Consider the following 14364-nt stretch of genomic DNA (forward strand, 5'->3'; position numbering starts at 1 on the left):
TCAGCGGCCCGAGCGGGCCGCTGACTCATGACATCAGGCTACCGGATTGATTGGCTTTTCCGGGTACCAGACGTCCAACAGCGGGCTGACTTCAACGCTGGTCAGCTCGGTGCGGGCTTTGAGCCAGGCTTCAACCTTGGCACGCTGCTCTTCGCTGACCGAACCGCGTTTGATCAGGCAAACCAGACCGTAGTCATCGCCGCCAACATAGCCGAGGCCGTTGGCCTCCATCGCTTCTTCCAGGAACTCGTTGAGGAAAGTGTCAATAGCTTCATCAGCCAAATCTTCTTTGAAATCCAGGTTCAGCTCGAAACCCAGCTCTTGAAATTCATCGACGCACAGTTTTTTGCGCAGACGCTGGGAACGGTTAGTCGCCATGGAACAATCCTCATAAGTAATAACGGGCGGCACTTTAGCAGTTTAAGCAGCCGATTGCCCGCTTCTATAGGGCCCGGCCCCCACCGTTCGTAAAAAAATAGCCGATTAGAGGCACTGGGCACGGCACAAGCCGCTACACCTTGGGGCATAATGCCGACACTTTCATGACCACTGAGGGAATTTATCAACATGCCCTCGTCTTTTTCCCCTCGGCTGTAGGGTTTTACTTCACATGATCAAATCTTTGCGCCCATTGCTGCTTGCCAGTCTTCTTCTGCCCCTGGCCCTGCCTGTATCCGCCGCCTCGATCAATACCGCCCTGTCACCCAATGTCGAAAAAGCCCTCAAGGCCAGCAAGTTGCAGGACAACGCCCTGTCGCTGGTGATGATCCCACTCAACGGCCCCGGCACCCCGACCATCTTCAATGCCGACGTTTCGGTCAACCCGGCCTCGACCATGAAACTGGTCACCACCTACGCCGCGCTGGAAATGCTCGGCCCGAACCATCAGTGGAAAACCGAGTTTTACACCGACGGCACCCTGAGTGGCGGCATCCTCCACGGCAACCTGTACCTCAAGGGCGGCGGCGATCCGAAGCTGAATATGGAAAAGCTCTGGTTGCTGATGCGTGACCTGCGGGCCAATGGCGTGCAGCAAGTCACCGGCGATCTGGTGCTGGACCGTAGCTTCTTCGTGCAACCGCAACTGCCGGAGTTCAATGACGACGGCAAGGACGAGAACAAGCCCTTCCTGGTCAAACCCGACGCGCTGATGGTCAACCTCAAGGCCCTGCGCTTCGTCGCTCGTAATGACTCGGGCAAGGTACTGATTTCCGTCGAACCGCCGATTGCCAGCATTCACATCGACAATCAGGTCAAGGCCATCAATTCCAAGGAGTGCACCGGCAACGTGCGTTATAACCCGGTGGCCCAGGCCGACGGTGGCCTGAGTGTGACGGTCAACGGTCAGTTGGGCGACGGCTGCAGCTCGCAGACCTACCTTTCTTTGCTCGACCACGCGACCTACACCGCTGGCGCCGTACGGGCGATCTGGCAGGAACTGGGCGGTAGCATTCAGGGCCAGGATCGTCTGGCTGCTGTTCCAAAAGACGCCAAGGTTCTGGCCCGGGCGTTCTCGCCGGATCTGGCGGAGATCATCCGCGATATCAACAAATACAGTAACAACACCATGGCCCAGCAGCTGTTCCTCAGCCTCGGCGCACAGTTCCGCAATGACGCCGACGCTGACGACGCCAAAGCCGCGCAACGTGTTGTGCGTCAGTGGCTGGCGAAGAAAGGCATCACTGCGCCGCATCTGGTCATGGAGAACGGTTCCGGCTTGTCCCGCGCCGAACGGGTCAGCGCCCGGGAAATGGGGGCGATGCTGCAGGCGGCCTGGAGAAGCCCTTACTCGGCGGAGTTCATCAGCTCAATGCCGATTGCCGGTACGGACGGCACCATGCGCAAACGCCTGAAACGCACAGCAATGGCCGGTGAAGCGCATATCAAGACCGGCACCCTGAATACCGTGCGCGCCATCGCCGGCTTCAGCCGTGACAGCAATGGTAATACCTGGGCAGTGGTGGCGATCCTCAACGACCCGAGACCTTTTGGCGCGTCTTCGGTGCTTGATCAGGTCCTGCTGGATCTGTATCGCCAGCCGAAAATGGCGGAGGCTGCTTCGGTGCTTTAATCCAACCGATGATCAACTGTGGCGGGGACTCCCTCGCCACAAGGGATTGCGTACAGCCTACCTACATCAACTCCGATTCAACCCGATCGCGCCCTGCCTGCTTCGCCACGTACACCCCTGAGTCAGCTCGCAGCAGCAATGCATCAGCCCCTTCACCTGCGCGCCAACTGGCAATCCCGAAGCTCGCAGTCACTATGCCCACCCCATCGATCGGTGACGTACGCAGCCCCTGCCACAGCTCCAGCGCAAGGGTAAAAGCCTGCTGCCCATCGGTATCCGGGCAAAGCACCATGAACTCTTCGCCGCCTAAACGACAGAACACATCGGTACGACGCAGGCGAAGGCCGATGCGCTCACAGACGCCTTGTAACACCCGATCGCCCACGGCATGACCGTGCTGATCATTGATGCGTTTGAAGTGATCGATATCGAGCATGATCACTGCCAACTCTCCGACGCTGCGCTCAACCCGAGCCATTTCGGATTTAAGGCGCTCCTGGAAATAACGCCGGTTGTGAATCCCGGTCAGGGAGTCAGTCACCGAAAGCGCGCGCAGTTCCTCTTCAACCCGCTTCAGATCAGAGATATCCGAGATATAGCCGTGCCACAGCACCCCGCCGCCCGGCAATTCTTCCGGCGTCGCCTCACCGCGGACCCAACGCAACCCGCGCTGCGGCAGTTGCACACGGTATTCCTCACGCCACGGGCTGAGCTTCTGGGCAGATGAACGAATCGAGGCGCGGACTCTCGACACATCTTGCGGATAGATTCGTCCGAAGATTGCCTCCGCGTTCAGCAGCAGCACATCCGGCTCCAGCTCGTAAATTTCACGAATGCCTTCACTGGCATAGATCACGCTGAACTTGCCGTCGGCTGCCATCTTGAATTGGTAAATACCGCCCGGCACATGGGCGCTGAGCTTCTTCAACAGGCGATCCTGCGCCGCCAGCGCTTCGTGGACCCGTTTACGCTCGGTGATATCGATACAGATCGCCAGATGCCCGATCCAGAGCCCCTGCTCATCGAGCACCGGCGCCACGAGCATATTCACGGCCAGGTGGGTGCCATCCTGACGCACCAGCGTCCATTCCCGAGCCTCATGTCCACCCTCCTCGCCACCCTCGACGAGCATCGCCTGGCACATTGGGATCGGTTTGCCATAACGTCGGCTCAGTTCCTCTGCGCGCACCTGCAGCTCCTTGGGCAGGTGCAGGTTTTCCAGCGTCATGTGCCCCAGCACATCGACACTTCGATAGCCGAGCATTTGCTCGGCGCCAGCATTGAAGGTGCTGATCACACCGCGCAAGTCCGTCGCGACAATTGCCACTTGAGTCGCCGCATTCAACACGCTGCGCAGTTGTCCGTGGGCGCCGCGCAGCTCCTGCTCGCGCAAGCGCAATTCACGGGTACGTTGCTCGACCAGCGCCAAGGCTCGTTGTCGCTGGCTGACCAGAACGTAGAGCAAAGCGCTGAGCAGCACGCTGAGCAGACTGCCCAACACCACCAGACTGATGACCGAAGAGTGATTGGCCTGCAGAAATACCGCGCTGGGTCGGATATCCACCTGGTAATCGTGGTCCCCCAAGCGCAGCAAACGAGTCGCCGACAACTCACTTTGCGCCGCTAGGTTGTCCGACTCATAGAGCACTTCGTGGTCATTGTCGGTGGACAGATCGAGTATACGAACCGCGAGGTTGTCATGACTCGCCTCGGGCAAACCGTCAGCCACCAGCTGACGGATGCTGATGACCGCCATGACGTAACCATAGGGTTCAGACGTTGGAGCCGCATCGGATATGTTGACCGGTGCGGCCAACAACACGCCGCGGGCATAAGCCGGCTCGACGCCGACCAGATCCATCGGTTGCGAGACCGCCAGCGAACCGTGAATACGGGCGCGCTCCAGAGTCGAGCGACGCAGGGGCTCGACCAGCAAGTCGTAACCCAACGGCGAGCCGAGAACACTTTGCGTTTGGCTGAATAAAACCGGCACGTACTCATCGCGCTTGGCTGCAGGTTGCAATTGGCCCTTGGCATTCAATTCACGAATGGCAAAATCCGCCTCGCCTTGCGCCCGTACCTGGCGCTCGAATAACGAGCGTTCGGCCCCCATGACGCGCGGCGCCCAAACGTAAGCTTGAGTTCTGTGCAATAACGGCTTGGCAAAGCCATCAAAGTCCTGGCGGGTCACCGAATCGGAGTTGGCAAAAAACCGCCGCAGGCTGTCGAGGCGCTGCTCCTGATCTTCGAAACGTTCTTCAATTCGGCTGTAACGCTCGCTGACCAACAGCTGAAAACGCTGACGCAATTGCTGCTGATACAGATTGACCGTTGCCCAGGCCAACAACCCGGTCAGAATTACGCCAGCGAGCAACACCAGTATCGCGACCAGCACGGTCGAAACATCTTCGCTGATGAATCCCAGAATTTTTGGGCGAACGGCATGCAACGACATAAGCAGAACTCATAACGCCAGCGAGCTTGGGCATCACATGGGCTTTGACTGAGTTATAGCTATTTGCCACTAATTTGACCAGCGCAAAAAGAGCCAAGAGCCTTTAAAAATCAAGGCTCTGTGGATCCAATCGGCTTTAGCGGGCAGTGATTTTCCAGGCACGGTGGATCTTGCCGTTACGGGCAAAATCCGGATCGATGGTTTGTGCGGTGATTTCCTCAACGGCATACCGCGTGGTGAGGTTCTCTTCCAACTGGAACTTGCGGAAGTTGTTGGAGAAGTACAACACACCGCCAGGGGCAAGACGCGCCATCGCCAGATCGATCAATTGCACCTGGTCGCGTTGCACGTCGAAGATCCCTTCCATGCGCTTGGAGTTGGAGAACGTCGGCGGGTCAATGAAGATCAGGTCGAACTCGTCGCGGCAAGCATCCAGCCAAGCCATTACATCGCCTTGCTCCAGACGGTTCTTGTCGGAGAAGCCGTTCAGCGACAGGTTGCGCCGCGCCCAATCCAGATAGGTTTTCGACAAGTCGACGCTGGTAGTACTGCGAGCGCCACCCTTGGCAGCGTGCACACTGGCGGTCGCGGTGTAGCAGTACAGATTGAGGAAACGCTTGCCGGCGGCCTCTTTCTGAATCCGCAGGCGCATCGGCCGGTGATCGAGGAACAACCCGGTGTCGAGGTAGTCGGTCAGGTTGACCAGCAACTTGACGCCGCCTTCATTGATCTCGGTGAACTTGCCCTGGGCGCTCTGGCGCTCGTACTGCTTGGTGCCGCTCTGGCGCTCGCGGCGCTTGACGACCACGCGGCTCTTATCAATGTTCAAGGCCTGCGGAATGGCCGCCAGGGCATCGAACATACGCGCCGAGGCTTTTTCCGGGTCGATGGATTTCGGTGCAGCGTATTCCTGAACGTGCACCCAATCGCTGTACAGGTCGATGGCCATCGAGTATTCGGGCATATCGGCATCGTAGACGCGGTAGCACTCGACGCCTTCACGCTTGGCCCATTTACCCAGCAACTTGAGGTTTTTTTGCAGACGGTTGGCGAACATCTGCCCGCCTTCGCTCAGACGTGCCTGCTCAACGACGACCGGTGCCGGTTTGATCGGGTTGCCGTTCTTGTTGTACTTCTCGTACTTGCCCGGGGCCTCGATGTTATCTGCAACCTCTACCTCGGCTTGCTCGCGCTCGATCTGGCGCTGGTCCGGGGTGCGACGCTCGCCAGTGACGAACTGGTCCGGCGTTACTTTGATCAGCAGCAATTTGCACGGCAAGGCGCCGTTCCAGAACGAATACTGCTTGTGACTGCGGATGCCCATGCGCTTGCCCAGATCCGGCGCGCCGGTAAACACCGCCGCTTCCCAGTTCAGGCACGCCTGACGCAGACGCTCGCCGAGGTTCTGGTAGAGATAGAGCAAACTCGCCTCATCACCCAGACGTTCGCCGTAAGGAGGGTTACAGATCACCAGGCCTTTCTGGTTCTGGTCCGGACGCGGCTCAAACGTCGCGACTTCGCCCTGATAGACCTTGATCCAGTCGCTCAGGCCGGCACGTTCGATGTTGTTACGGCCCGGCTGAATCAGGCGCGGGTCAGCTTCGTAACCACGGATCCACAGCGGTGGCTTGGCCAGACCGGCGGCGGAACGTGCAGTGGCTTCTTCGTGGAGTTTTTTCCAAAGTGCCGGTACGTGGCCGAGCCAGGCAGTGAAGCCCCACTGCTCGCGTCGCAGGTTCGGTGCCATGTCGGCGGCGATCATCGCCGCTTCCACCAGGAAGGTGCCCACACCGCACATCGGGTCAGCCAGTGCGCCGCCGTCGGCGGCAATGCGCGGCCAACCGGCACGAATCAGAATCGCCGCCGCGAGGTTTTCCTTCAGCGGCGCCGCACCTTGCTGCAGACGGTAGCCGCGCTGGTGCAGGCTGTGGCCGGACAGGTCGAGGGACAGAATCGCTTCGCCGCGGTCCAGACGCAGGTGAATGCGCAGGTCCGGGTTGATTTTGTCGATCGATGGACGCTCACCCGACGGGGTACGCAACTTGTCGACAATCGCATCCTTGACCTTCAAGGCGCCGAAATGAGTGTTGTCGATGCCCGAACCGTGACCGCTAAACTCCACGGCCAGGGTGCCGTCGTTGAGCATGTGGTCCTGCCACTCGACATCCAGCACGCCGTGGTAGAGATCTTCGGCGTCCTTCATCGGAAAGCGTTTGAGGACCAACAGCACACGGTTGGCCAGACGCGACCACAGGCACAGGCGATAAGCCGTCTCCATGTCGGCCACGCCGCGCACGGCCGAGGTGTGCTCGCGCGCTTCCTCAAGGCCAAGCCCGATGGCTTCCTCGATCAGCAGGCCTTCGAGACCTTTAGGGCAAGTGAGGAAGAGTTCGTAACGATCCGACATGGGAATTCCAGGGCCTTTAAGCAGTAGTGAACGGGCAACGCATTGTCCGCTCGGTTTTCAATCAAGCGCTTTTCTTGAAGAGCGCTCGCGTGGCACGAAGGTGTGCCGTCCCACCCCGGCTGCTCAGCCAACCAAGAGGTTAAATGAGCTTAGATGCAGGGGCAGATAAAAAATTCGGTGCAACAAAATGTCATATCTCGACCCTTCGTCGAAAAATACCCGACGGCAACAGGTCGACATTGCCGCTAAAGAATAAACCTCATCTTCTAGTCGGAGGCTGATCATAGCGGGCTTTGCTCAAAAAACGGGTCACGAAACCCATCTTACTTATGGCCTTAACACCATTATCGTTACGTCCTTATGACAAAACGATCATTCCCTCGATGTGACGCATTGGTTAGAACTCAATACAGGTTGTCGCCGCAATGACGTCAACACCTTGGCTCGCTCTGCCTGCGCGAGTCACCAACGGCAGAGACTTTTTTCTGCCCGGCCTCGATTGAGGTCGACAGGACATTACACAGTCAACATTGAGGGAAACACCCTATGAGAAGACTTAAGCGTGATCCGTTGGAAAGAGCATTTTTACGCGGATATCAATATGGCGTTGGTGGCAAATCCCGTGAGCTTTGCCCATTTACTCTACCGTCAGTACGTCAAGCCTGGATTAACGGCTGGCGAGAAGGACGCGGCGACAACTGGGACGGTATGACCGGCACTGCGGGGATCCACAGACTCAACGAACTTCACGCCGTCGGCTAAACAGGGCACACATTCCGACACCAAAACCTGATTACGCAACGACTTAACCACGCACGTCCCATCCGGACGGCGGGCTTCGGCCCAGGGGCTCCCTCGAGGAGCCCTTTTTTATGGGCTCCTAAAAGACAAACACAACCCCTGTGGCGAGGGAGCTTGCTCCCGCTGGACCGCGAAGCGGTCCCAAAACCTGCAACCGTGTTTCATCAGACACACCGCGTTCGCCGGTTTTACGACTGCTTCGCCCGAGCGCGGACCGGCCGGCGGGAGCAAGCTCCCTCGCCACAGTTAATATCCACCGCCTTTAGCGCATCGCAGCAATCGCATCCACCGATTGGCGAATCAGCGCCGGCCCCTTGTAGATAAAGCCCGAATACAACTGCACCAAGCTTGCTCCAGCGGCGATTTTCTCAGCCGCGTGCTTGCCTTCGGTGATACCGCCCACGGCAATAATCGGCAAGCGACCGGCCAACTCGCCAGCCAGCACCTTGACGGTGTGAGTGCTCTTGTCGCGAACCGGCGCGCCTGACAGACCGCCCGCCTCGTCGCCATGCTCCATGCCTTCGACGCCAACGCGGCTCAGGGTAGTGTTGGTGGCGATCACCGCATCCATGCCTGTCTCGATCAACGCTTGCGCCACCTGCACAGTTTCTTCGTCGGTCATGTCCGGAGCGATCTTGATCGCCAGCGGCACACGTTTGCCGTGGCGCTGCGCCAGGTCTTCCTGGCGTTGACGCAAGGCTTCGAGCAGTTGCTTGAGCGAGTCGCCGAATTGCAGGCTGCGCAGGCCCGGCGTGTTCGGCGAGCTGACATTGACTGTCACATAGCTGGCATGGGCGTAAACTTTATCCAGGCAGATCAGGTAGTCATCGACCGCGCGTTCAACCGGCGTGTCAAAGTTCTTGCCGATATTGATGCCCAGAATGCCCTTGTACTTGGCCGCCGCGACCCGGGCCAGCAAGTGATCGACACCGAGGTTGTTGAAGCCCATGCGGTTGATGATCGCCTCGGCTTCCGGCAAGCGGAAAATCCGTGGTTTCGGATTACCCGGCTGTGGACGCGGGGTGATGGTGCCGATCTCGACGAAGCCGAAACCCAACTGGGCAAAACCATCGATGGCCGCGCCATTCTTGTCCAGGCCTGCCGCCAGACCCACCGGGTTGGGAAAATCCAGCCCCATGACGTTCACCGGCACCCGCGCTGGCGCTTTGCACAGCAAGCCATTGAGGCCCAAACGCCCGCCCGCGCCGATCAGGTCCAGAGACAGATCGTGGGAGGTTTCCGGGGAAAGTTTGAACAACAGCTGACGGGCCAGGGTGTACATGGGCGGGCTTGACTCGGTTGGCGGCGAAAAGAGGCGGCGATTATAGCCGGGCAACGGGGTCGCAAGCGAGGCACGCGATGAAATCAACGGTGAATGGCATATGCCTTGCACCATCGATTGCATCAGCACTCATGCCAGCGGCGGGATGGGTCGCAAGGACAACGGCGTCGTCACCCGGTTTTGCTTTGGCAACGGACCTGGTTACGACGCTTTTTTATGGAAGGTGAATACCTGATGAATGAATTTCCAACCGGCCCCTTGGCCTGGGTCAACGGCAGCGATGCCCCGGAAAAGAGCGCAATCAACCTGGGCTTCATGGCCCTGAGCGATTGCGCCTCGGTGGTGGTCGCCGCCACTCAGGGTTTCGCCCAGCCCTATGGCCTGACCCTCAACCTCAAGCGCCAATCATCCTGGGCCAACCTGCGGGACAAACTGGTCAGCGGCGAGCTGGATGCCGCCCACAGCCTTTATGGCTTGATCTACGCCGTGCATCTGGGCATCGGCGGTGTGGCCGCCACCGATATGGCAGTGCTGATGGGCCTGAACCAAAACGGCCAAAGCATCAACCTGTCCCACGGCCTGCAAGCCCAGGGTGTGACCAGTCCTGAAGCACTGGACCGGCACGTGCACCAAAGTCGCGCAAAGCTAACCTTCGCCCAGACGTTCCCCACCGGAACCCACGCCATGTGGCTCTATTACTGGCTGGCTAGCCAAGGCATCCATCCGTTGCAGGATGTCGACAGCGTGGTAGTGCCGCCACCGCAAATGGTCGCGCACTTGCAAGCCGGGCGCATTGACGGTTTTTGTGTCGGCGAGCCGTGGAGCGCCAGCGCGGTGAAGCAGGACCTGGGGTTCACCATGGCCACCAGCCAAACCATTTGGCCTGATCATCCGGAGAAAGTGCTGGGCTGCACCCGCGCGTTTGTCGAACAGTACCCCAACACCGCCCGCGCACTGGTCATGGCGATCCTCGAAGCCAGTCGTTTTATCGAACAGAGCACCGAGAACCGCCAAAGCACCGCGCAACTGTTGAGCGCCCGCGAGTACCTGGATGCGCCCGTGGACTGCATCCAGCCACGGTTGCTCGGCGACTATGCCGACGGCCTCGGCAATCGCTGGCAAGACCCTCATGCGCTGCGCTTTCACGGTGCCGGCGAGGTCAATCTGCCCTACCTCTCCGATGGCATGTGGTTCATGACTCAATTCCGTCGCTGGGGCTTATTGCGTGACGACCCGGATTACCTCGGCGTCGCCCGCCAGGTTCAGCAACTGGAGCTGTACCGCGAGGCAGCCACTGCTGTTGGCGTCAGTCACACTGGCGAGACGATGCGCAGCAGCCAATTGATCGACGGTAAAATCTGGGATGGCTCGGACCCGGCCGGTTATGCCCGCAGCTTTACACTGCACGCCATGACCGACCCCTCTGCCCTTCTCGCCAGCCGCTGACAGGAGACTGCGAATATGTTGCGTATCCTGCTGATCAACGACACCGCAAAAAAAGTCGGAAGGCTCAAAGCGGCCCTGACCGAAGCCGGATTTGAAGTGATCGACGAATCCGGCCTGACCATCGACCTGCCGGCGCGCGTCGAAACGGTGCGTCCGGATGTGATTTTGATCGATACCGAGTCACCGAGCCGCGATGTGATGGAACAAGTAGTCCTGGTCAGCCGCGACCAGCCACGGCCGATCGTCATGTTTACTGACGAACATGACCCGGACGTGATGCGTCAGGCGATCAAGTCCGGGGTCAGCGCCTATATCGTCGAAGGCATCCTCGCCTCACGCCTGCAACCGATCCTCGACGTGGCCATGGCCCGCTTCGAAAGCGACCAGGCCTTGCGCGCGCAGCTCCAGGCCCGCGACCAGCAACTGGCCGAACGCAAACGCATCGAACTGGCCAAGGGCTTGCTGATGAAGATGAAGGACTGCAAGGAAGAAGAGGCCTACACCCTGATGCGCCGCCAGGCCATGAGCCGCCAGCAGAAGCTGATTCAGGTGGCTGAGCAGATTATTGCCATGAGTGAGTTACTGGGCTAACAGAGGATCGCTCCCACGCTCTGCGTGGTAGCGCACGCCCTGGACGCTCCGCGTCCGCATCAGGCTGTGACGCAGAGCGTCACGAGATGCATTCCCACGCAGAGCGTGGGAACGATCATAATCTCAACTGTTGGCTCAGCTCTTGCTAAGTAATCCATACAGGTAACCAACGGCGGTTGCCCCACCTACGACAAAGACGTCGCACACCCTTTTGCACTAACGCATCGGGTTGCGGCGTTTTTTCGTTTTGGCCCCATAGCCCGGGGCCGGTGGTGCGGCCGTTATGGGCGCTCCACCTGAAAGCTCATGACTCCTTTCGAGACTCTTTAAAGCTGAGGTGCGCGATGAATTCAAGCTTCTGGAAATCCGGCCATACCCCGACATTGTTCGCGGCCTTCCTCTATTTCGACCTGAGTTTCATGGTCTGGTACCTGCTCGGCCCATTGGCGGTGCAGATCGCCGCCGATCTGCACCTGACCACCCAACAACGCGGGCTGGTGGTCGCCACGCCAATTCTGGCCGGGGCTTTCCTGCGCTTTGTGATGGGCTTGCTGGCAGATCGCCTGTCACCGAAAACAGCCGGGCTGATCGGCCAGGTGATCGTGATCTGCGCGCTGTTCGGCGCCTGGAAACTGGGCATTCACAGCTATGAACAAGCACTGGTGCTCGGCCTGTTTCTCGGTATGGCCGGCGCCTCGTTCGCCGTGGCCCTGCCGCTGGCCTCGCAGTGGTATCCACCACAGCATCAAGGCAAGGCGATGGGCATTGCCGGTGCGGGGAACTCCGGCACGGTGTTCGCTGCATTGATCGCCCCGTTGCTGGCGGCGGCTTATGGCTGGAGCAATGTGTTCGGTTTTGCGCTAATCCCGCTGATCGTGGCCCTGATCGTCTTTGCCTGGCTGGCGAAAAATGCCCCTGAGCGGCCAAAAGCAAAATCCATGGCCGACTACTTCAAGGCACTGGGTGACCGCGATAGCTGGTGGTTCATGTTTTTCTACAGTGTGACCTTCGGGGGCTTTATCGGCCTGGCCAGCGCCCTGCCCGGCTACTTCAACGACCAATACGGCTTGAGCCCGGTAACCGCCGGTTACTACACCGCCGCTTGCGTGTTCGGTGGCAGCCTGATGCGCCCGTTGGGCGGCGCCCTGGCGGATCGCTTCGGCGGCATTCGCACCTTGCTCGGCATGTACACCGTGGCGGCGATCTGCATCACCGCGGTGGGCTTCAACCTGCCGAGCTCCTACGCCGCCCTTGCCCTGTTCGTCTGCACCATGCTCGGTCTGGGTGCCGGTAACGGCGCGGTCTTCCAATTGGTACCGCAGCGCTTTCGTCGGGAGATCGGCGTGATGACCGGCCTGATCGGCATGGCCGGCGGCATTGGCGGCTTCGCCTTGGCAGCGGGAATGGGCGCGATCAAACAGAGCACCGGCAGCTATCAGCTTGCGCTTTGGTTGTTCGCCAGCCTCGGCGTGTTGGCCTGGTTCGGTCTGCACGGGGTTAAACGTCGCTGGAGAACCACGTGGGGTTCGGCGGCCGTGACCGCGGCACGGGTCTAAGCGCTTAATGAGCCTGCAACTGAGCTTCGCCCAGGCCAGTGCCACCGGCCCACGGGATGAGAATCAGGACGCCCTGCGCCTGGTGACCCCGGCCCCGGCACTGGCCGCCAGCAAGGGCTATCTGTTCGCCATCGCAGACGGTGTCAGCCAGTGCGCCGACGGCGGCCTCGCCGCTCGCTCGACCTTGCAGGCACTGGCGCTGGATTACTACGCCACGCCAGAAACCTGGGGCGTGGCGCAGGCCCTCGATCGGCTGTTGCTGGCACAGAATCGCTGGTTGCAGGCCAACGGTGGCGGGCAGCCATTGCTCACCACTGTCAGCGCCTTGGTGCTGCGGGGTCGGCGCTTTACCCTGGCCCATGTCGGCGACTGCCGGGTCTATCGATGGTGCGCCGGCGAGTTGCAGCGCATTACTGAGGACCATGTCTGGGAGCAACCGGGCATGCAACATGTGCTCAAGCGCGCATTGGGTCTGGATCAGCATCTGGTACTGGATTTTCTCGACAGTGAACTGCGTCTTGGTGAGAGCTTCGTACTGCTCAGCGACGGCATTTGGGCGGTGCTCGGCGACACGGCGATCGCCGCGATCCTGCGCGATCAGCCCGACCTCGACAGCGCTGCGCAGACACTGGTCAACGCTGCACACCTGGCAGGCAGCCAGGACAATGCCAGCGCGATGTTGGTACGGGTCGATGCCCTCGGCGAGGCGAACATCGGCGACGCGTTGATCCACTTGCAGCAGTGGCCCTTACCGCCTGTGCTTAAGCCGGGTCAGCCGTTCGAGGGTTGGCAGGTCGAAGCGCTACTCGGGCAGAGTCAGCAGTCCCTGCTCTACCGCGTTCGCGATGCCCAGCAGCAACCCTGGTTGCTGAAAACCTTGCCGGCTCATCTGCATGACGATAATCAGGCTGGGCAAAGCCTGCTGTCGGAGGAATGGTTTCTGCGGCGGGTCGCGGGTCGGCACTTCCCTGAAGTGCACACCGCCAGTCAGCGTCAGCATCTGTACTACGTGATGCGCGAATACACAGGCTCTACCCTGGCTGAACTGTTCGCACAAAACGGCCCGCTCCCCCTGGCGCAATGCCAGGAACTGGCCGAACGGCTGTTACGGGCGGTGGGCATACTGCATCGCAGGCAAATCCTGCACCGCGATATCAAGCCGGAAAACCTGCTGCTGGGTGAGGACGGCGAGTTGCGCCTGCTGGATTTTGGTTTGGCCTACTGCCCTGGCCTTTCCGAGGACCAGGCCCATTCGCTGCCTGGAACGCCCAGCTACATTGCCCCGGAAGCCTTCAACGGCGACGCGCCAACACCACAACAGGATCTGTATGCGGTAGGCGTGACGCTTTATTTTCTGTTAACCGGCCATTATCCCTACGGTGAAATCGAAGCCTTTCAACGACCGCGCTTCGGGGTGCCAGTCAGCGCCAGCCGCTATCGTCCTGACCTGCCGGATTGGCTGGAGCAAAGCCTGGAGCGTTCGGTTTCAGTCAATCCCGCTCAACGCTTTGAAACCGCCGAGGAATGGTTGCTGCTCCTGGAACAGGGCGAACGCCGCAGCTTGAGTGTTCGGCCAAGGCCGCTGCTGGAGCGGGAGCCGCTGAAGGTTTGGCGGACATTGGCGCTGGTGTCGTTGTTGATCAATCTTGTGCTGTTGTTTTTACTATTTCACGGTTGAGCACGCGCTTTCGTAGCAGCTGCCGAAGGCTGCGTTCGGCCGCGAAGCGGTCGTAATTCATGCGACTCAATTTTTTG

10 protein-coding genes are annotated in these 14364 nt (G+C 59.8%); 6 read left to right on the forward strand and 4 right to left on the reverse strand.

The annotated features are described in order from the left end of the window. Positions 1-33: 33 nt before the first annotated feature. The gene (locus tag ACN1C3_RS13675; protein ID WP_419116352.1) at positions 34-378 is read right to left on the reverse strand and encodes a YggL family protein; all 345 of its coding nucleotides are present in this window, start codon (positions 376-378) and stop codon (positions 34-36) included. Positions 379-610: 232 nt separating this feature from the next. On the opposite strand from ACN1C3_RS13675, the gene dacB reads away from it, so the two are divergent. Next, complete coding sequence (dacB, locus tag ACN1C3_RS13680; protein ID WP_419116353.1) at positions 611-2071, forward strand: D-alanyl-D-alanine carboxypeptidase/D-alanyl-D-alanine-endopeptidase; 1461 nt, start codon at positions 611-613, stop codon at positions 2069-2071. Positions 2072-2132: 61 nt separating this feature from the next. On the opposite strand, the gene ACN1C3_RS13685 is transcribed toward dacB, so the two are convergent. Both ACN1C3_RS13685 and rlmKL read right to left on the reverse strand, forming a co-directional pair. Beyond that, positions 2133-4526, reverse strand: a complete 2394-nt coding sequence (locus ACN1C3_RS13685) for a diguanylate cyclase (RefSeq protein WP_419116354.1) — start codon at positions 4524-4526, stop codon at positions 2133-2135. Between the two features lie 136 nt (positions 4527-4662). Continuing rightward, a complete protein-coding gene (rlmKL, locus tag ACN1C3_RS13690) occupies positions 4663-6933 on the reverse strand; it encodes a bifunctional 23S rRNA (guanine(2069)-N(7))-methyltransferase RlmK/23S rRNA (guanine(2445)-N(2))-methyltransferase RlmL (protein ID WP_419116355.1) in 2271 nt (756 codons plus the stop codon). A 546-nt stretch (positions 6934-7479) separates the two neighbouring features. Between rlmKL and rmf the strand changes: the two genes are divergently transcribed. Beyond that, positions 7480-7695, forward strand: coding sequence for a ribosome modulation factor (gene rmf, locus ACN1C3_RS13695; protein ID WP_003223300.1), 216 nt, complete (start codon positions 7480-7482; stop codon positions 7693-7695). 301 nt (positions 7696-7996) lie between these two features. Here rmf and ACN1C3_RS13700 read toward each other — a convergent pair whose 3' ends face one another. Then, positions 7997-9016, reverse strand: a complete 1020-nt coding sequence (locus ACN1C3_RS13700; RefSeq protein ID WP_419116356.1) for a quinone-dependent dihydroorotate dehydrogenase — start codon at positions 9014-9016, stop codon at positions 7997-7999. A gap of 234 nt (positions 9017-9250) precedes the next feature. On the opposite strand from ACN1C3_RS13700, the gene ACN1C3_RS13705 reads away from it, so the two are divergent. The 4 genes from ACN1C3_RS13705 (at position 9251) to ACN1C3_RS13720 (ending at position 14287) form a co-directional block, all read left to right on the forward strand. Next, positions 9251-10462: a CmpA/NrtA family ABC transporter substrate-binding protein gene (locus tag ACN1C3_RS13705; RefSeq protein WP_419116357.1), complete on the forward strand. Its 1212-nt coding sequence runs from the start codon at positions 9251-9253 to the stop codon at positions 10460-10462. A gap of 15 nt (positions 10463-10477) precedes the next feature. Further along, positions 10478-11053 carry an ANTAR domain-containing response regulator gene (locus tag ACN1C3_RS13710; protein WP_419116358.1) on the forward strand — a complete coding sequence of 192 codons (576 nt, stop codon included), beginning with the start codon at positions 10478-10480 and terminating at the stop codon, positions 11051-11053. Positions 11054-11397: 344 nt separating this feature from the next. Then, positions 11398-12609 (forward strand): nitrate/nitrite transporter, encoded by a 1212-nt coding sequence (locus ACN1C3_RS13715; protein WP_419116359.1) that lies wholly within the window; start codon positions 11398-11400, stop codon positions 12607-12609. A gap of 7 nt (positions 12610-12616) precedes the next feature. Further along, positions 12617-14287, forward strand: a complete 1671-nt coding sequence (locus tag ACN1C3_RS13720; RefSeq protein ID WP_419116360.1) for a protein kinase domain-containing protein — start codon at positions 12617-12619, stop codon at positions 14285-14287. Positions 14288-14364 lie beyond the last annotated feature (77 nt).

The organism is Pseudomonas sp. H11T01 (assembly GCF_048515765.1).
In the GTDB taxonomy this organism is placed as follows: Bacteria; Pseudomonadota; Gammaproteobacteria; order Pseudomonadales; family Pseudomonadaceae; genus Aquipseudomonas.

Excerpts from the sequence above, each read along its gene's own strand:
- ACN1C3_RS13700 (WP_419116356.1), bottom strand. The coding sequence starts at position 9,016 with ATGTACACCCTGGCCCGTCAGCTGTTGTTCAAACTTTCCCCGGAAACC.
- ACN1C3_RS13705 (WP_419116357.1), top strand. The coding sequence starts at position 9,251 with ATGAATGAATTTCCAACCGGCCCCTTGGCCTGGGTCAACGGCAGCGAT.
- rlmKL (WP_419116355.1), bottom strand. The coding sequence starts at position 6,933 with ATGTCGGATCGTTACGAACTCTTCCTCACTTGCCCTAAAGGTCTCGAA.
- ACN1C3_RS13720 (WP_419116360.1), top strand. The coding sequence starts at position 12,617 with ATGAGCCTGCAACTGAGCTTCGCCCAGGCCAGTGCCACCGGCCCACGG.
- ACN1C3_RS13715 (WP_419116359.1), top strand. The coding sequence starts at position 11,398 with ATGAATTCAAGCTTCTGGAAATCCGGCCATACCCCGACATTGTTCGCG.
- dacB (WP_419116353.1), top strand. The coding sequence starts at position 611 with ATGATCAAATCTTTGCGCCCATTGCTGCTTGCCAGTCTTCTTCTGCCC.
- ACN1C3_RS13675 (WP_419116352.1), bottom strand. The coding sequence starts at position 378 with ATGGCGACTAACCGTTCCCAGCGTCTGCGCAAAAAACTGTGCGTCGAT.
- rmf (WP_003223300.1), top strand. The coding sequence starts at position 7,480 with ATGAGAAGACTTAAGCGTGATCCGTTGGAAAGAGCATTTTTACGCGGA.
- ACN1C3_RS13685 (WP_419116354.1), bottom strand. The coding sequence starts at position 4,526 with ATGTCGTTGCATGCCGTTCGCCCAAAAATTCTGGGATTCATCAGCGAA.
- ACN1C3_RS13710 (WP_419116358.1), top strand. The coding sequence starts at position 10,478 with ATGTTGCGTATCCTGCTGATCAACGACACCGCAAAAAAAGTCGGAAGG.